The sequence below is a fragment of the Staphylococcus equorum genome (assembly GCF_001747895.1).
GTDB classification, from domain to species: Bacteria; Bacillota; Bacilli; order Staphylococcales; family Staphylococcaceae; genus Staphylococcus; species Staphylococcus equorum_A.
Map to the genome: position 1 here is coordinate 1 of NZ_LNNB01000003.1, position 18879 is coordinate 18879.

An 18879-nucleotide genomic window follows, 5' to 3' on the forward strand; every position below is an offset into this window, starting at 1 on the left:
ATTATTTAAACTCACCTCTGTATCATTAAAGTCATCAAAAATAACTGCATTTTCTTCTTCAGTTATCATCTCAATCTCACTCAGTTTTTGAGAGGAATCCTTTGTAATTTCAACTAAAACTTCCATAAAGTGTTTCAACATGCGCTCTATCGTCGCTTTACTAAATAACTCACTTGCATATTCTAATGAAACTTTATATCCTTCATCTTCTTCAATTGTCATACTCAAATCAAATTTCGCATTTGTATGTGATGCTTCTTTAACTTCAACAGACCAATCATTAATTTCAAATGCTTGATTATCATTATTTTGTAACGTGAATAATACATCGAATAAAGGATTACGAGTTAAATCACGTCTTTCTACTACTTCTTCTACTAAATCTTCTAGTGGATATTCTTGATTATCAAAAGCTTTTATAGAAAGGTTCTTTACTTCTGACAATAATTGTTCAAACGTTTTATTTCGTTCTGGATAACCTCTCATTGCCAGTGTGTTAACAAACATACCTAATATACCTTCGGTATGTTTATGTGTTCTTCCGGAGACTGGACTACCAATAACTATATCTTCTTGTCTACTATATTTATGAAGTAATACCATAAATGATGCCGATAAAATCATGTAATCCGTACTACCAGTTTTTTGCGCAAGCTGACTAATCGCGTTCTTAGTTTCATTAGGCATGTGCATTGACGTTGTTCTACCTTTAAAACTTTGCTGTTTAAGTCTAGTATAATCATAAGGTAAATCTAAAACAGGTGCTTCCTCTTCAAATTGTGATAACCAAAATGCACGTTGTTGATTTAAATCACGTTCACGCATCCACTCACTATAGTCTTTATAATGTATTTTCAATGCTTCTAATGTTTCGCTTTGATACAATCTCGAAAAATCTTTAATAATAATATTGATAGATAAACCATCAGAAATGATATGGTGCATATCAAATAATAAAAGATATTTTTGTTCGTCATACTTCACTACTTTTACTCTTAATAGAGGCGCCTGTGCTAAGTCAAATGGACTTACAAATTCACTTAAGAGATTATCATAATTAATATCCATTTTCTCTTCATAGTCTATATTAATAGATACACTATCTTTGATAATTTGAACAGGTTCTCCTTCAAACACTTCAAAATGTGTCCTTAAAATTTCATGATGGTTAATTAAACTCTGGAAAGCATAACGTACACGTTCAATATCTACGTCACCTTTAATTTCAAGTATTCCCGGCATATTGTAAGCCGTTTGCCCCTCCGTCATTTCATTTAAAACATATAATCTCTTCTGTTGTGAAGATACATAATAAGAGGGTTTATCTTCAGCTTGTGGAATATCTTGAATATTCTTATGGTCTTTACTATTTTTTATAAACTCAGCTAATTGAGCAACCGTTGGTTTCTCAAAGATAATTTTTAATGGTAATCTGATCCCAATACAATGTTCAATTTCATTGATTACACTAATGGCTTTAAGTGAGTGCCCTCCCATTTCGAAGAAATTATCATGGATACTAACTTGATTCACATGTAATACTGCTTCAAATGCTTTCGCCACAGCGCTTTCCATGTCGTTTGTCGGCGCTACATATACTTTACTTTCAACTTTAATTTTTGGTAAAGCTTTTTTATTCAGCTTTCCATTTGAAGTTACTGGCAGTTTATCAAGTTGTGTCATATGTGCAGGTATCATATAATCTGGTAACTTTTGACCTAAAGATGTTTTTAGAGATCCAAAATCAAGTGCGTCATCTGATACTAAATACGCACAAATAGATAATTCATTTTCAACCATCGTTGTCGCAACAACCGCTACATCAATGATATGAGCCTGTTGTCTTAAAACACTTTCAATTTCGCCCAATTCAATACGATAACCACGTATTTTAACTTGTTCATCTATACGACCTATATAACTAATATTGCCGTCGGCATTCCATTTTGCTAAATCTCCCGTACGATATAATTTACCTTTCCCAAACGGGTTATCAATAAATTTCTCTTGTGTTAATTCAGGACGGTTTAAATAACCTGCTGTGACACCCACGCCCGCAATACAGAGTTCGCCAGGCACGCCGATACCCATTATATTATTATCTTCATTTAAAATATAAGCTTGAATATTTGAGATTGGTTTACCGATTGGAATTGAGTCATATGTCTTATGGTTTTCACAGTCAAAACTTGTTACGTCAACGGTTGTCTCAGTAGGACCATATAGATTTAGTAAGGCAGTATTGTTTTTATTCCCGATAAAATGATTAAAGTCATTAGCTTGTTCAGGTTTCAATGCTTCGCCACTAGCTAAAACATATTTTAATTTCGAAATGGACTGTGAGTTGTTCGTAGATTTAATAAAATTGACGAACATATTTAGCATCGAAGGCACGAAGTGAACCATCGTTACCGCGTAATCTTCTAATAATGCAGTTATATTTTCAGGGTTGCCTTCTTCTCCAGATGGTAGTAAAACAATTTGACTACCAGCCATAGCCCAGCCAAATATTTCCCAAACTGAAACGTCGAAAGTATAAGGCGTTTTAAATAATATTGTATCGTCGCCATCAATATTATATTTATTTATCACCCAGTTCAAACGGTTCATAACGCCTTCACTATGTGCCATAACGCCCTTCGGTTTTCCAGTTGTACCTGAAGTATAAATCACATACATTAAGTTAGACTTATCTGAAATTTGTTTTAAATTAGAGGTTGGAAATGTTTCTGATTTTGTCTCTTTAGTTAAATCAATTACTTTATTTTCATATTTTATAGATTCATCTAATACTCGATCTGTTAGTAAAACCTTCGGTTGACTATCTTCTAAAATATAATTAATACGGTCAATTGGGTAATTAGGATCAATTGGAACATAAGCGCCACCTGCTTTTAAAATTCCATAAATACTAATAATCGTTTCAAGTTGTCGATCCATAATTAAACCAACTAGACTGTCAGCTTTCACACCTTCATCTCTTAATTGATAAGCAAGCTGATTCGCACGGATATTTAACTCATTATAGCTTAAACGTTTGCCTTCATACGTAATCGCTGTTTGATAAGGCGTTTTTTTCACTTGCTTTTCAAAACGTTCAACAAACGTTTCCGTATTATTTAAACTCACCTCTGTGTCATTAAAGTCGTTTAAAATGGTATGTTTTTCGTTTTCATCCAATAACTCTATATTTTTAATCTTTTTATTTGGATTTTCTATTATTTCTTCTATGACTTTTAATATTATCTTATGCAGGTCTATAATTTCTTTCTCATTCACAACAGCACTTTGATAATCATAATCTACAATTAAAGTATCTTCTCTATTCCTATTACTAATATTTACAGTTAATGGTGCGTTATTTGAGCCATTTTCTATCCATTCATCTGAATAACCATTTTTTATAATTTCATAATTGTGTTGAGTGTTTTGATAGGAAATCAAACAGTCTAATAGTCCTTTTTGCCCGCCACTATCTTCTACTATATTTCTATACGGATATTTTCTATGTTTTAGTATATTGAAACTTTCATATTTTGTTTGGGTTAATAAATCAAATATAGAATAATCACTAGAGACATCAATTATAATTGGCAATGCCCTTGAAAACACGCCAGTAAGCCCTTTTTCTGCTTTTTTATTTCTATTATGCATTACTGACCCGACTGAAATTTTTTTCGATGCTGTTTTTTTATATTTTATAATAATCATAATGGAAGAGAATAAATTATTAATACTTATATTATTTTTTTCACAAAAGTCGTGTATTCTATGGGTTTCTATATCAGAGAAACTATAACTTTTTCTATTACTCAGACCATTATTTTCACTATTATTTTCGAATAATTCATTATCTTCTAAATTTTCAACCTTTTTTAACCAGAAATTTTTATCTTTTTCAAACCTTTTAGAATTTTTATATTCTAATTCTTCTTTGATGTAATTAAAATATGTAGACTCTATTTGCTTGTTATTAGTTCCATCAATTAAATATTTACATATTGTATTGATAGCTACTGTCACACTCCACGCATCTGAAATAACATGATGTTCCAGCAAAAGTATTCCGGTTTTCCCAGTAGGTAACCTCATTATTTTAAAGTCAAATAAGTCCTTATTTTCAAAAAATAGGTTTTTACGTGCCTGTTCATTAATCCATTCATCATACCCTACTTGATTATTCATAAAGTCAATAAAATCAAAATTTCTATCTTTGTGTTCAGTAATATATTGTTTATATTCACCTTTCACTTTTTTCATTTTAATTCTATAGCTCTCATGTGTTTTTATTAGATTATTTAATGCCTTTTCTATTTTTTCTATTTTAACTTCAGGTTTAATATAAATAATCCCCGGTATATTATTAATGCTATTATTTTCATAATATTCTTGTAACTGAATAATTTCGGTCTGTGCATCTGATAAAGTACTTGTTTCCATAATTAAACCCCCTTTTTTTATATCTTAAGATTAACATATTTTTTTAAAAAAATAACCTTTTATAACTCTTATTATTATAATAATAAAAGTTATAAAAGGTTATAAATTGTAAATATTTTGTAATTTTTTTATTAAATCATAAATTATTATTAACTTATAGTAAATGATTGTAAAATTATTCCAAAACAGCTCTCCCACGATTATTTTATAAGTGTTTTTCTATATTTTTATACGTTACAAACTCAATTTTAGGTGTAACTATATTTTCACAACAAACAGCTAATTTATAATTTTCTATTACATCTAATAATAAAAAATGGTTTGTAATTATTTCGTTATTATATACCAACTCAATATTGTGTTTGATGTTAAAATCAAAAGATAATTGTTTAATATCAAAAGATAAGCCTTTTCCTATAAATTTGGTATAACTTTCTTTTAAACACCAAAAAGAAAAGAAATTCTCTTTGTTATTGCTCATCATAGCGCGTTCATTAGCATGTGTAATATCACAAAACAGTTTCTTATCTATATCATCTATTTGCTCTATATCGACGCCTACTGGCGAATCAGAGATATAGCAAGCCGCCCATTCATTTGAATGAGATAAATTAAAATGTACGTTCTGTGATTTTAGTAAATATGGCTTGCCATACTCATTTTCCTCAAAAATGAGTCCTTCTAGAGAAAAACCATAATCTTTGATCAGCGCATAATATAATAACAATTCACTGATCAAAGTAAGCACCTTATCATTTTCAGCATGTAAGTTATGAATTCTATTCTGCTTGTCACATCTGATATGATTTAAAAACCGATTTTGTATAGCATCATAGTTTAAGTCACTTACATTTATTAAATATAACTTCATCTATTTGCTCCATTCTATATAGGTTCACGATATATCATTATAAAAAACTTTACTAATACATGGAAATTATTAAAAATATTATATTATTAGTATTATGGTAACATATTAAAATATTTTTAATGTTAAAGTTTTTAATGACTTTTAAAAATTTAAGCCACTTATTATATTAGATATATTTGTTATTCAAGTCTAAATAGTCAAAACATTATGTATACCACCATTTATATTGTATAGTGCCTATAAAAGGTTCAGGAGATGGTTTAATGAAAGTTAACAAAATAATTTATATGCTATTAGCCTTCTTTCTAGGTGGATTAGGCGTCCATAAATTTTATTCAAACAAAAGAAAATTAGGGATATTATATTTTGTATTTTGTTGGACTGGTATTCCTGAAATCATTGGTATCGTAGAAGCGATTTTAACTGTTTTTAAAAAGTCGGATAGTAATGGAGATATAGCAGTATAAAGCAATTTGAAATTTAAGATACTGGATAATCTACTCATATAAAATAGCAGTGAGGGCCTCTATCATTATAGATTTCTTCACTGCTATTTTAGTATGTTTTAATTTATTTTCTTAACTTCAGAAATTTTATATATTATCATGCCTTGTTATTCATCTATACGCTTTATTTTGATATTTTCGATAATATGAACGTTTCTCCTCTTTCATATATTTCTAAAAGTTTTTTAGTTAGCCTTATATGAGGAACGATCCAGAAAGAAACTACTGCCGAAAATGTACCTAAAATTGCGCCTGCCAATATGTCTCCTGGATAATGTACACCAACCCAAATCCTTGAAATCCCTACAAGAAAAGCTAATACTAGCCAAAAATACCTTAAGTTTTTTTTGAAAAGCAGAAACATGATACATATAGCAAAATATTGTAGTGCATGATCACTTGGAAATGAATTATCTATTTCATGTCCAATAAGTTGACTAACATTTGATAATTCTGCAAATGGTTGGTTATTTGAATATACTTTCCCTATAATATCTCCTAATAACTCTGCGACTACAAAAGCAATGATTGCACTAATGACCATCATTCTATTTTGTTGTTTTCGAGTAAACCAATATATGATAATACTTAAAATTAAAAAATACTCCATGTATTTAGCTAAAAAAATCATTACTGGATTTAAAAACACCAGTTGTTTACTTAATTCGTTAAACACCCTAAATAGTTCAACATTTAATTCTGATAAATTGATTCAAATCATTCCTTAATTATTTAATTTTATTAAATATAGTTTATACTGACCTTCAACTATACCAAAATAAAATATTAAAACAATATCTATAAAATATTGTTGAAAATTACTTTGAAATATAAAGAAAAGATTTTTGAATATATTCAAAAATATATAACAGACCTTTGGCTTGAGGCATTACAATATTTTAATTTTATAGCAATTTAAGCATTTATATTGTTAGGAATTCCGAGCGTTGTTTCTCACGCTTATCAATTACAATTTGTGATGTTTTCATACCTAACTCAAATAATTTTTCAATATTTTGAGTTACGAATTCATCGCTACCTACTATATAAAATAAAGCATTTTTATCCGTTGAAATATTTTCTAATTGCTCATAATATGATGCTCTGCTATCCACAAATTGTGATGTGAATTTTTTATCTGGTACAGATTTAAATATATCTGTAAATAAGAATTCTTTAGATGAATCAACATTTATAGAATGTATTTTATTAACATTTTCAGCGTTCTCTAAATATTTAAGCACTATTGGTCTATATGTCGCTAAGCCAACACCCGAAGATAGTAAATACACATTTTTACTTTCTCTTTTTAGTGGAATATTTGAATGTGTTTTAAAAAGCGCTACTTCTTGTCCAACTTCTAACTTATTTAAAATATTTTTAAATTCAGAACATTGTTTTCTTATTCTTGTAGTAATTCCAATTATATTCTCGTTAGGAACAGTAGAAATCGACATATGGCGAACTAAGCTTTTATTTGGTTTTTCGCCTTCATTAAAACCTTTTAATCCCATGTGCGTGTGAGAGCCCTCTTCCCAAGTAAAATCCTCTGGGCGATCAAGTAAATACGTTTTAATTTCAGACGTCTCATTAATAATCTTATTTATTTTAGTCCAATATATCTGCATTTATATATTCTCCTCATCATTTACAATTAAATCTATTTATATAATATACTTCAAATGATAATAATTATCAATTAAAGTATATTACTGTTTATTGAAAATCATTTTGCAGAAGTAATTTTCGCTATATTTAAAGCGTGAACAGAAAATAAATGTTTTCTGCTCACGCTTTTCCATTAATTAAGAGAATTTTTCAACCTCTTTTAATGTTTCTATACAATGATATTTTTCGTTACAGTTTGGACATTTTAATTTTCTAGTCTTCGATGTATGCGCAGCTAACATCCATTGTAATTTTTTAGGTTTGAATTTAAAATGGCAATTCGGGCACATGTATAATACTGAATTAAAGTATTTATTTGTTATTGTAATCGCACAAATAATAGCTAAAACAAAAGATATTACAAATGGTAAATAACTTTTTATAGCAAAACTTATTGATATACCTATTAACTGGACTAATGTCCCTAATCCACCCACCAAAAATAGTTTTCGATATAACTTACTAATATTTTCATTTTTATTCATAACATCTTCTATGTCTAATAATTTTTGTATCGGTGAGTTAGATGTTTCAGAAATCATACTTTTAAAACGTTTCAAGTTATTAAGTCTTTGCTGATCTTCTTTTATGCGTTGTTCATCACCCTCTATCTTTTGATCTAATAATAAATATATTGACCTCAAATCTTCATCACTATTAATTAGCTTATTAATATCTTTTAAATTGAATTGCATATTTCTTAAAGCTATGACGATTTGTAGTTTTTTAACTTCTTTTTCTGTATAAACTCTGTAGTTATTATCCTTAACATAGGATGGTTTGAGTATTCCTTTTTTATCATAATATTGAATGGTTCTAGTTGTAATAGAAAAAAGGGCAGCTAACTCTCCTGTTGAATATATAGACATATTTTTCACCTCCTACTTTATTTAATAAACTATTACCCTGAGTAACAGTCAATATAAATAAACATCTTCATTATATTTTTTACCAGATTCTTTATTAAAAGTCGAAACATTTATACCCCCTCAGGGTATGTGTTATACTAAAATCATCTTATTACTAATTCTATAAATATAGGAGGTTTTATTATGGAACATAATGATAAACACCATCTTCATGATGGCTATGAGCATCATGAAGATGAGAAGCATGCTAGTCATAATGAACATGCGCATCATCACGGTAATTTTAAAAATAAATTCTTTATTTCTTTAATTTTTGCGATACCTATTATTATTTTATCCCCAATGATGGGTGTCACATTGCCATTTCAATTTTCATTTACCGGTTCAGATTGGATTGTATTAATTCTTGCCACAATTTTATTCTTTTACGGAGGCATGCCTTTTTTAGCAGGTGCTAAAGATGAAATTTCAACTAAAAAACCTGGAATGATGACACTCGTTGCTTTAGGCATTTCAGTCGCATATTTTTATAGTTTATATGCATTTTACATGAATAATTTTAGTGATTCCTCAACACATACAATGGATTTTTTCTGGGAATTAGCGACTTTAATTTTAATCATGTTATTAGGCCATTGGATTGAAATGAACGCAGTAGGTAATGCAGGTAATGCATTGAAAAAAATGGCAGAACTTTTACCTAATACCGCAGTTAAAATTACAGATAATGATCAACGTCATGAAGTAAAAATTGATAACATCAATATTGATGATATTGTTGAAGTTAAAGCTGGGGAAAGCATACCTACAGATGGCACAATTACTCAGGGTGAGACATCAATTGATGAATCATTAGTTACTGGTGAATCAAAGAAAGTTGCTAAAAAGTATAATGATGACGTTATTGGCGGTTCTATCAATGGTTCAGGAACAATACAAGTTAAAGTTACAGCCACTGGTGCAAATGGCTATCTCTCCCAAGTTATGGGACTTGTTAATCAAGCGCAAAATGATAAATCAAAAGCTGAACTCCTCTCAGATAAAGTCGCTGGTTACTTATTTTATTTTGCAGTAAGTATTGGACTGATTTCATTTATTGTATGGATGCTTATTCAAAATGATATCGACTTCGCACTTGAAAGACTTGTTACCGTATTAGTTATTGCTTGTCCTCACGCATTGGGCTTGGCAATTCCATTAGTTACAGCACGCTCTACTTCTATAGGTGCACATAATGGCTTAATCATAAAAAACAGAGAATCTGTAGAAATTGCCCAACATATTGATTACGTTATGATGGATAAAACAGGAACACTCACTGAAGGTGATTTTACAGTTAATCACTATGAAAGTTTTACGGATGAATTCCATGATGAGATCATATTGAGTCTATTTGCTTCATTAGAAAGTAGTTCTAATCATCCACTTGCTACTGGAATTGTTGATTTTACTAAAGGTAAAAACATCTCTTATGCTAATCCTAAAAAAGTTAATAATTTACCTGGTGTAGGATTAGAAGGCACAGTTGATAATAAGATACTCAAAATAACGAACGCTTCTTATCTCGATAATAACAATCTTAAGTACAATAAAGAACAATTTACTCATCTTGCTCAACAAGGTAACTCTATTAGTTATTTAATTCATAACCAACAAGTTATTGGCATGATTGCACAAGGCGATAAAATTAAAGAAAGCTCAAGGCAAATGGTATCAGACTTATTATCAAGAAACATTACACCAGTGATGCTTACTGGCGATAATAAAGAAGTTGCAGAAACCGTTGCTAAAGAATTAGGCATTAATGATGTACATGCACAATTAATGCCCGAAGATAAAGAAAGTATAATTAAAACATATCAAAGCAAAGGTAGTAAAATTATGATGGTCGGTGATGGGATCAATGATGCGCCCAGTCTTATAAGAGCAGATATTGGCATGGCGATAGGCGCTGGGACAGATGTAGCAGTCGAATCAGGTGATGTCATACTTGTTAAAAGTAATCCATACGATATTATCAAATTCTTGACACTTTCTAAAAACACTATGAGAAAAACAATTCAAAATTTATGGTGGGGTGCAGGATATAACGTTGTAGCTGTCCCTCTCGCAGCCGGCATATTAGCTTTTATAGGTTTAATATTATCGCCTGCTGTAGGTGCAGTACTCATGTCCTTAAGTACGGTCATCGTAGCAATTAACGCTTTCACGTTAAAGTTGAAATAACAGATTGGAGTTTTAAAATATGTATAAAAAATTAGGATTTATTATATTAACAGCAGGATTAGTATTATCAGCTTGTTCAAATGAAAGCGAAGAAGATAAAGACACCAAAGATCAAAAACAAGAAGAACATACAGAACACAAAAGTGAAAGTAAAGTACCAGATGATATGAAGCATACAAATGATAGTAAATTTAAACAAGGTGATACAGTCACTATTACAACAGGACACATGCCAGGTATGAAAAATGCGGAAGCTACTGTAAAGGGTGCTTATGAGACTTATGCTTATGTCGTAAGTTATATGCCTACAAATGGGGATGAAAAGGTAAGTAATCATAAATGGGTTGTTAATGAAGAAGTTGCCGATGCCCCTGAAAATGGATTTAAGAAAGGTGATACAGTTAAATTAGAAGCTGACCACATGCCTGGTATGAAGGGCGCAGAAGCAAAAATAGATGATGTAAATAAGACAACTGTTTATGTAGTTGATTATAAATCAACTGAAAATGACAAGATGGTGAAAAATCATAAATGGATGACAAGTGACGAGCTAAAATCACGCTAAATTAAATTATCATTTTAGACTTTTTAAAATATAACCGTATTTTGCATTCCTATTACTCTCGATTGATATTCTATAATCTCTTTTTTCATTATAAAACTCAGAAACTATTGCGAGAATTCTAATAGAATCACCTATGTTCTATATAAATAATACACATTAAACACTTTTTTAATAAAAAAATAAACCCGTCAATATCATCAAAATTACTCAATGATATTGACAGGTTTTTTGTGTACTAAGCATTTTTAAGATTAATCAATTATGATTGTTTCTTTTTTTCAGCGTCTCTTAATTCGATACGTCTAATTTTACCTGAGTTGGTCTTAGGTAAGTCTTCGACAAACTCGATGGCTCTTGGATATTTATACGGCGCAACATCGTGTTTGACGTAGTTTTGTAATTCTTTGATTGTGTCTTCATTACCAGTTACGTCATCTTGTAAAATAATAAATGCTTTAACGATGTTCCCTCTAATTTCATGTGGGCTCGCAACAACAGCACATTCTTTTACGTAAGGATGTTTCGTAAGTGAATCTTCAACTTCGAACGGCCCTATTGTATAGCCAGAACTAATAATGATGTCATCTTTACGACCTTCAAACCAGAAATAACCATCTTCGTCTATTTTAGCTAAATCACCCGTCATAAAGTAGTCACCATTTTGTGGTTCTGCTGTGCGTTCTGGGTCTTTATAATAACCTTTGAACAATGCAGGTAAGTCTAACGGCACTGCGATATTACCTACTTCGCCTACTTCAGATAGTTCGCCATCATCATTAATGACAGTTACATGACTACCAGGGATTGCTTTACCCATTGAACCAGGACGGCTCTCTGTATCTTTTAAAAATCCAATCAACAATGTACTTTCTGTTTGGCCATAACCATCTCTTACTGTAAGATCAAAGTTTTCTTGGAATTTTTCAACGACTTCTCTATTTAATGGTTCGCCTGCAGACACTGCACTATGCAAATGTTCCAAATTATAATCTGTTAAATTAGAAAGTTTTGCCATCAAGCGATACTCAGTCGGTGTACAACAAAGCGCATTAATTTTATTATCTTGTAATAATTGTAAATATTTTTCCGCATCAAATCTTCCATTATATACAAAGGCAGTTGCACCTGATCCCATAATTGATAATAACGGGCTCCATACCCATTTTTGCCAACCTGGTGCAGCAGTTGCCCAAACAACATCGTCTTCTTTAATACTCAACCAATGTTTCGGTGCCATCTGCATATGTGCATAGCCCCAACCATGTGAATGGACAACAGCTTTAGGATTACCAGTTGTGCCAGACGTATAAGATAATAAAGCAATATCTTCACGAGAAGTTTCAACAATGTCTAATTGATCCGTTGAATTTGCTTTTTCATCTTCAACTGACATCCAACCATCTTCTTGACCGCCAACAATAAACTTAGTTAGTGTGTCGTATTCTTTGACTGCTTTAAACTCATCAAGCGCATCTGAAATAACTACAATTCCTTTTACTTCACCATGCGTGATTCTGTATTGTAAGTCTTTCGTACGTAACATTTCAGAACTAGGAATAATAATGATACCTAATTTTAAGGCAGCAAGATAAATCTCATATGTTTCAATGCAACGTGGCATCATGATGAGAACTTTGTCACCTTTTTTTAAACCATATTTTAAAAACATATTACCCACTTTATTCGCATTTTTGATAAGGTTGGTATATGTAATTTCTCTATTTTCTCCTGTTTCATTTTCAAATATTACAGCTTTTTTAGATTGATCTGCTGTAAATTTTTCGATTTCGCTCACTATGTTATAAGTTTCTGGAGCGATTAAATCTTGTTTATTCATTATTTACTCTCCTTTTATTCGAACATCTATAATCTGTACAATTGTACTTTAAATGTATAGATTACTGATTACTTATCCAAATACTTTCCAATAATTTAATGACAATTTTAAACTTATTACATGTAAATAGATACGATTATGGCTTAAATGATTTATCCATTTATTTATTATAGCAAAAGTGACCCATATATAGATATATTTTAAATTCAGAATAATTAAAATATATCTGCAATATCATTTTTTTACATACTTGTTAATTCTTAAAAAACAGCTCTACCAAGTACTTTATCAAGTTCTAAAAGTGAGCTAAATAATTTATGTTAACTCTGAGTTTTTCATTTTCATTTAAATTTCCCTTCATATAACTAGAGTTTATTTTGACATTCGCTATAATAAAAGTGTAGTATTTCATACGTAGCATTATAAATGTGTAAATCACTACGAAAATTATACGCACCATTTCAAAAATAATTAAACAGATTGAGAAATGGTCCCTGTTCATCAATTATTGGATATATTATTTATTTTTAAGCTTAATCACTAGATTGAAAATGAGCTTAGTGTTAAACTGTTTAGATGTGCAATTTTTATGAAAGAAGTGAGTCTATTGACTGAAACAGGAGCATTCCATGTAGAAAAAAGAATCCCCTTATTTATCGTATTATTATCAGGGGCCTTTATTACAATTTTAAACCAAACGTTACTTGGTACAGCTTTACCCCCAATTATGAATGACCTACAAGTATCTGAAAGTACGGTACAGTGGTTACAATCTATATTTATGTTAGTAAACGGTATTATGATACCTATTACAGCATTTTTAATTCAACGTTATACATCAAGGCAGTTATTCTTAACCGCCATGAGCATTTTTGCAGTAGGTACCTTAATCTGTGCTGTCGGACTAGATTTTTCAATGTTATTAATCGGACGTGTCTTACAAGCAGCAGGTGCAGGTATTATGATGCCATTAATGCAAACAATCTTATTCTTACTTTTCCCTGTAGAAAAACGTGGTACGGCAATGGGCTTATTCGGATTAGTCATCGCATTCGCACCAGCAATTGGACCTACGTTATCAGGCGTTTTAGTAGAGCATCTCTCATGGAGAAGTGTCTTCTACGTCGTATTCCCAATCGCAGTTGTTATCATCGTTGCTTCAATTTTCCTATTGAAAAACGTTACAGAAACTTCAAATCCAAAACTAGATATCGCATCAGTCATTCTATCTACACTAGGTTTTGGTGGACTCTTATATGGTTTCAGTTCTGTTGGAGAAGCAGGATGGGGCAGCGTACAATTTATCTTACCACTTATCGTTGGTATCGTTTCATTGGTTATATTCATTCGTCGCCAGTTGAAACTCAAAGAACCTATGCTTGAATTTAGAGTGTTTAGTTATCGTATTTACACTTTAGGTACAGCATTAAGTATGTTCGTATTTGGTGTACTAATCGCATCAAATATTATCTTACCGTTGTATATGCAAAATATGCTAGGTTTCTCTGCATTAGAATCTGGTTTAGTATTATTACCAGGTGCAATTGTTATGGGTATTATGAACCCTATTACAGGTCGTTTATTTGATAAATATGGCGGCAAATGGCTCGCTCGTATTGGCTTGCTTGTCTTAGTTGCTTCAACAATACCATTTACAATGCTTACAGCGCATACAAGCTTTAATTACCTTGCCACGGCTAACGCAGTGCGTATGGTATCACTTGCAATGGTTATGATGCCTATGACAACACTAGCGATTAACCAATTACCGAACAGCCTCATTGCTCATGGTACTGCCATGAACAATACATTTAGACAAATGGCCGGCGCAATCGGTACAGCATTATTTATTACATTAATGTCTGTTTCAGCCATCCCTAGTGAAGGTATGGAAGGTATGATTCATGGTGTGAACGTAACATTTATGGTTGCTACTGGTATATCAGTCATCGCACTATTGTTATCAGCAAAACTTACAGATGAAACAAAACCATCTCGCAGAACATTGTAATTAATCATCTAATGAAAAAGTTCATTAGTATAAACAAAAACACTTTCGTTACATTCATTTAAGTATGAATGTTTTCGAAAGTGTTTTTTATGTTTTAATCTATTAACTTCGGTTGATATATCTGCTTTGTTAACTGCTCGCTTTTTTAGCGTGTAGTGTTTTCATTGCAAATCTCGCTATCGGTTGAGCTATGAGTAGTTCAATCCAAAATGCAATAAAAAAGTTACGAGGCCAATTATAAAAGAATGTTTCAAAAACCTCTAAATTTACTGTTCCAGTTCCAATCCATGTACCAATGATTGTTAATAATATGGATAAAATAGTTACATTAAATAAAATATTGAATAAAATTTGAGCATTAAAACTATCATCTTTGCTAGCAAATTTTGCTACGAGTTTTCCTACGAGTGGATTAGCAACAAAGATTACAAGTATAACAACAGCTATCCATATAAATGGTAGTTTTGTTAAAGTCATAAGATAGTTATCTAAACTAAAACCAAACTGGAATCCCATAACTAATGGACCTATCGTGTTTACTGAAATAATAGAAATAATGGCAACAAATAACATAGCTTCCCTACCATTTTGAGGTAACCTTGGTTCTAAATACATATTTTGATCGTCTCCTTATTGAAATTCAGGTTGTAGACGTATCAATCGACATATATTTTTGATTAATGAAATTAATCAATATCTCTACTTACCAACTACTCTATAATACCAATTGTCTCAATTGACTTCAAAGGTATAATTGGATTTTCACATTACTTTTTATATTTTTAAAGATTAATCTGTAGCAGAAAGTCTGTTAATTGCAATTTCACCCACTGCTTTTGCTGCAACTAATAATGCATCTTCATTCACTTCAAACTTAGGATGATGATTCATATATGGTGCTTCAATATCTTCTGGTTTACAGCCAACGATGAAAAAAGAACCTGGTATTTCTTTTAAATAATAGGCAAAATCTTCAGAACCTGAAACTGACGGTATTTCTACAAGATGTTCAAAATAGTCACCCTTACTTGCTGTTAGAATATCTACTACTTGTTCTGTTTGTTCGGGATGATTGTACAGCACAGGATAACCAAATTGGTAATCTAAATCATACGTAATATCAAAACCAACGGCTACGCTTTTTGCGACTTTCTCAATCTCTTCATACATAAATTGCTCTAAGTCATCGTTAAGATAACGCGCTGTTCCCTTGATTGTTACTTTGTCTTGTATAACATTGGCTCCACCAGGTGCATCAAACGCGCCAACAGTAATCACGCCCATTTCCGAAGGATCGATACGTCTAGACACTATTGTTTGGAGGGTGTTTACAAAATTGGTTCCTGCAATCAAAGCATCGTGTGTTTTATGAGGACTCGCAGCATGACCACCTAAACCATTAATCGTTAAAGTAAATGTAGAACTGCCAGCGAAAGCATTGCCCTTATTATATCCAATCACTTCTGTACCAGCGACGGGTACTACATGGATACCATATATTTCATCTAGATCATTTAATGCACCTGATTCCATCACTTGTTGTGCACCACCTGGAGGCATTTCTTCAGCATGTTGATGAATAATTTTAACTGTACCTGAAAGTTCCTCTTTCATTTCAATTAATGCGTCTGCTAGTCCTAACAAATACGCGGTATGTGCATCATGGCCACACGCATGCATTACCCCTTCATTTGTTGACTTAAAGGGTACATCTATCTCTTCTTGTATCGGCAATGCATCAAAATCAGCGCGTAATCCTATTGTTTTGCCAGGTTGTTGCCCTTTGATTTCTACAATAATTGCGTTACTACCTAGAACAGGTTGCGTAACTGTCACATCTTTACCTTTGTAAAAATCTTTAATATATTGTGCTGTAGCATCCTCTTGAAATGACAACTCTGGATGTTGATGTAAATAACGACGATGCTGAATCATTTCAGATTCCTTATCTTCTAACTTTTTAAATAATATCTCTTTTGTATTCATAAAGATTCACTTCTTTCAATTTGTTTGTAAATAATTTAACCATTTTAAAAGTTTAAATCTTAAAGAAGATTAATACAAAAATAAATTACTATTTTATGGAATATTACATTTTTAATTATTTAATGAAGTGACATTGATTCGTTTCATTACGATATTTTTATAGTATACCTACTTGTGCTTCTGTCTCATTTTTATAAACGATATACATCATAATACTAGCGATCATCACCATAGCGAAACCAAAATATGGTGTCATTGCAAGTGAAAAATGATTGAGCACATATCCTCCGATGACTGCTCCCAATGTGATACCGATATTGAAAGCAGCAATGTTTAAACTAGAAGCAAAGTTAGTCGTTGCCTTATTTTTTCGTTCTGCAAAAAGTACCACAATCAATTGCAGTCCCGGAACATTCATAAATGCGAACAAACCCATCAGAAGTATGGCTATGGTACCTAAGAAATAATGTGTCACAGTTAAGCCTAGAAGTAATAAAACTATCGCTTGAATTAAGAATATCCATATAAGTACTTTTGTTGGCTTATTGTTTGTCAGTTTCCCACCAAGTGTATTGCCAATAGCAACCATTACACCATACATCACTAGCAGTATCACCACCGCTTCGTCGCTATAATTCAAAATATCTGTAAGAATACTAGTCAAGTATGTGTAGACTACAAAAGTGCCGCCGTAACCGAGTGCAGTAATCAAATAAACCATCATTAATGATTTGTTTTTAAACACTTTTAATTGTTCCTTTATCGATGCCTGAGCATATTCTTCCAAATTACTTGGTACTGCTAATATATTAATGATTAAACTAATCAATCCAATCATAGCAATTGTAATAAACGATGCTTCCCAACCAAAGTGCTGACCAATCCATGTTCCTAATGGTACGCCTGTAATTGTAGCAACGGTTAAACCTGTAAACATCATCGCAATCGCGCTTGCACGCTTATCAGGCGTTACCAAATCACTTGCGATTGCTGTAGCGATAGACATAAACACGCCGTGCATCAATGCCGATAGTACACGCATAGCTAACAACATACTAAACGTGGTCGCAAAGGCAGCAAGTGAATTCGCAATAATGAAAATAAGCATAATGACTAATAGTAAATGCTTCCATTTTATTTTATTTGTCATTGGTGTTAGTAAAGGCGCTCCTATTGTTACCCCCACAGCGTACAAAGATACAGTTAATCCTGCTAATGAAATCGTAGTATCAAAATCATCTTTAATGAGTGGTAAGAGACCTACACTAATAAATTCAGTCATTCCAATTGCAAAGGCAGACATTGCTAACGCTAATATAGCGAATTTGTTTTTTCTCATAATGTTTTTTGACTCCTTCTTGTTTTATGTATGTGTTAATATAAACTACACATATCAAAAGCGGAAGTACGCACTTTAAAGTACTATAGGTACCTTTGAGTACCTATCAGGAGGTAATTAAATGAGCAAATCTTATAATATCGGCGTCGAAGCAACCATTGATGTCATCGGTGGAAAATGGAAACCTGTCATCTTATGTCATTTACAAAACAACGGGTTGATGCGTACATCTGCATTAAAACGTGCCATTCCAACGATTACTCAAAAAATGTTAACACAGCAATTACGCGAACTAGAAAAAGACGGTATTATCAACCGTATCGTATATGATCAAATCCCCCCTAAAGTTGAATACGAATTATCAAATTATGGTCAAACACTAGGAGATTTACTTTCTTCACTTTGTTATTGGGGAGAGTTCCATATTGAAAAAATGCATCAACAAGGGGAAACAGTATCATTAGCACAACAAGATTTTGTCGATATACCCAAACCGAGTTAATAACAAAAACGCCCTATTCTATAACTTTAGAATAGGGCGTTTTGTATACCAAATTGTTA

14 protein-coding genes are annotated in these 18879 nt (G+C 31.6%); 5 read left to right on the plus strand and 9 right to left on the minus strand.

Translation table 11 applies throughout. From position 1 onward, the window contains the following. The coding region (locus tag AST02_RS00225; RefSeq protein WP_081333339.1) for a non-ribosomal peptide synthetase at positions 1-4440 on the minus strand (4440 nt) is incomplete at its 3' end. 205 nt (positions 4441-4645) lie between these two features. Further along, on the minus strand, positions 4646-5311 hold the full coding sequence (locus tag AST02_RS00230) for a 4'-phosphopantetheinyl transferase family protein (RefSeq protein WP_069814822.1): 666 nt from the start codon (positions 5309-5311) through the stop codon (positions 4646-4648). A gap of 263 nt (positions 5312-5574) precedes the next feature. On the opposite strand from AST02_RS00230, the gene AST02_RS00235 reads away from it, so the two are divergent. Then, entirely contained in the window at positions 5575-5778 is a 204-nt protein-coding gene (locus tag AST02_RS00235) for a TM2 domain-containing protein (protein ID WP_069814824.1), read from the plus strand. Positions 5779-5941: 163 nt separating this feature from the next. On the opposite strand, the gene AST02_RS00240 is transcribed toward AST02_RS00235, so the two are convergent. The 3 genes from AST02_RS00240 to AST02_RS00250 form a co-directional block, all read right to left on the minus strand. Continuing rightward, positions 5942-6529 carry an undecaprenyl-diphosphatase gene (locus AST02_RS00240; RefSeq protein WP_069814826.1) on the minus strand — a complete coding sequence of 196 codons (588 nt, stop codon included), beginning with the start codon at positions 6527-6529 and terminating at the stop codon, positions 5942-5944. Positions 6530-6740: 211 nt separating this feature from the next. Next, a complete protein-coding gene (locus AST02_RS00245; protein WP_069814828.1) occupies positions 6741-7445 on the minus strand; it encodes a dihydropteridine reductase in 705 nt (234 codons plus the stop codon). Between the two features lie 177 nt (positions 7446-7622). After that, complete coding sequence (locus AST02_RS00250) at positions 7623-8354, minus strand: MerR family transcriptional regulator (RefSeq protein ID WP_069814830.1); 732 nt, start codon at positions 8352-8354, stop codon at positions 7623-7625. Positions 8355-8537: 183 nt separating this feature from the next. Here AST02_RS00250 and AST02_RS00255 point away from each other — a divergent pair, with 183 nt between their 5' ends. After that, complete coding sequence (locus tag AST02_RS00255) at positions 8538-10580, plus strand: heavy metal translocating P-type ATPase (RefSeq protein ID WP_069814831.1); 2043 nt, start codon at positions 8538-8540, stop codon at positions 10578-10580. A 19-nt stretch (positions 10581-10599) separates the two neighbouring features. Beyond that, on the plus strand, positions 10600-11145 hold the full coding sequence (locus tag AST02_RS00260; RefSeq protein ID WP_069814833.1) for a DUF1541 domain-containing protein: 546 nt from the start codon (positions 10600-10602) through the stop codon (positions 11143-11145). 259 nt (positions 11146-11404) lie between these two features. On the opposite strand, the gene mbcS is transcribed toward AST02_RS00260, so the two are convergent. Further along, a complete protein-coding gene (gene mbcS / locus AST02_RS00265) occupies positions 11405-12982 on the minus strand; it encodes an acyl-CoA synthetase MbcS (RefSeq protein ID WP_069814835.1) in 1578 nt (525 codons plus the stop codon). Positions 12983-13571: 589 nt separating this feature from the next. Between mbcS and AST02_RS00270 the strand changes: the two genes are divergently transcribed. Further along, complete coding sequence (locus tag AST02_RS00270) at positions 13572-14993, plus strand: MDR family MFS transporter (protein ID WP_069814836.1); 1422 nt, start codon at positions 13572-13574, stop codon at positions 14991-14993. A 129-nt stretch (positions 14994-15122) separates the two neighbouring features. On the opposite strand, the gene AST02_RS00275 is transcribed toward AST02_RS00270, so the two are convergent. From AST02_RS00275 to AST02_RS00285, 3 genes are all read right to left on the minus strand, one after another. After that, the gene (locus tag AST02_RS00275; protein WP_069814839.1) at positions 15123-15608 is read right to left on the minus strand and encodes a hypothetical protein; all 486 of its coding nucleotides are present in this window, start codon (positions 15606-15608) and stop codon (positions 15123-15125) included. A 174-nt stretch (positions 15609-15782) separates the two neighbouring features. Further along, on the minus strand, positions 15783-16979 hold the full coding sequence (locus AST02_RS00280; RefSeq protein WP_069814841.1) for an amidohydrolase: 1197 nt from the start codon (positions 16977-16979) through the stop codon (positions 15783-15785). A gap of 157 nt (positions 16980-17136) precedes the next feature. Next, positions 17137-18318 carry an MFS transporter gene (locus tag AST02_RS00285; RefSeq protein WP_069814842.1) on the minus strand — a complete coding sequence of 394 codons (1182 nt, stop codon included), beginning with the start codon at positions 18316-18318 and terminating at the stop codon, positions 17137-17139. Positions 18319-18439: 121 nt separating this feature from the next. Here AST02_RS00285 and AST02_RS00290 point away from each other — a divergent pair, with 121 nt between their 5' ends. Next, positions 18440-18820 (plus strand): winged helix-turn-helix transcriptional regulator, encoded by a 381-nt coding sequence (locus AST02_RS00290; protein ID WP_069814844.1) that lies wholly within the window; start codon positions 18440-18442, stop codon positions 18818-18820. The last annotated feature ends 59 nt before the right edge of the window (positions 18821-18879 follow it).

What these genes read in the sequence shown, in the direction of transcription:
- AST02_RS00245 (WP_069814828.1), bottom strand. Translation starts at nt 7,445, where the DNA reads ATGCAGATATATTGGACTAAAATAAATAAGATTATTAATGAGACGTCT.
- AST02_RS00270 (WP_069814836.1), top strand. Translation starts at nt 13,572, where the DNA reads ATGAAAGAAGTGAGTCTATTGACTGAAACAGGAGCATTCCATGTAGAA.
- AST02_RS00275 (WP_069814839.1), bottom strand. Translation starts at nt 15,608, where the DNA reads ATGTATTTAGAACCAAGGTTACCTCAAAATGGTAGGGAAGCTATGTTA.
- AST02_RS00250 (WP_069814830.1), bottom strand. Translation starts at nt 8,354, where the DNA reads ATGTCTATATATTCAACAGGAGAGTTAGCTGCCCTTTTTTCTATTACA.
- AST02_RS00280 (WP_069814841.1), bottom strand. Translation starts at nt 16,979, where the DNA reads ATGAATACAAAAGAGATATTATTTAAAAAGTTAGAAGATAAGGAATCT.
- AST02_RS00290 (WP_069814844.1), top strand. Translation starts at nt 18,440, where the DNA reads ATGAGCAAATCTTATAATATCGGCGTCGAAGCAACCATTGATGTCATC.
- AST02_RS00230 (WP_069814822.1), bottom strand. Translation starts at nt 5,311, where the DNA reads ATGAAGTTATATTTAATAAATGTAAGTGACTTAAACTATGATGCTATA.
- AST02_RS00255 (WP_069814831.1), top strand. Translation starts at nt 8,538, where the DNA reads ATGGAACATAATGATAAACACCATCTTCATGATGGCTATGAGCATCAT.
- mbcS (WP_069814835.1), bottom strand. Translation starts at nt 12,982, where the DNA reads ATGAATAAACAAGATTTAATCGCTCCAGAAACTTATAACATAGTGAGC.
- AST02_RS00285 (WP_069814842.1), bottom strand. Translation starts at nt 18,318, where the DNA reads ATGAGAAAAAACAAATTCGCTATATTAGCGTTAGCAATGTCTGCCTTT.
- AST02_RS00235 (WP_069814824.1), top strand. Translation starts at nt 5,575, where the DNA reads ATGAAAGTTAACAAAATAATTTATATGCTATTAGCCTTCTTTCTAGGT.
- AST02_RS00260 (WP_069814833.1), top strand. Translation starts at nt 10,600, where the DNA reads ATGTATAAAAAATTAGGATTTATTATATTAACAGCAGGATTAGTATTA.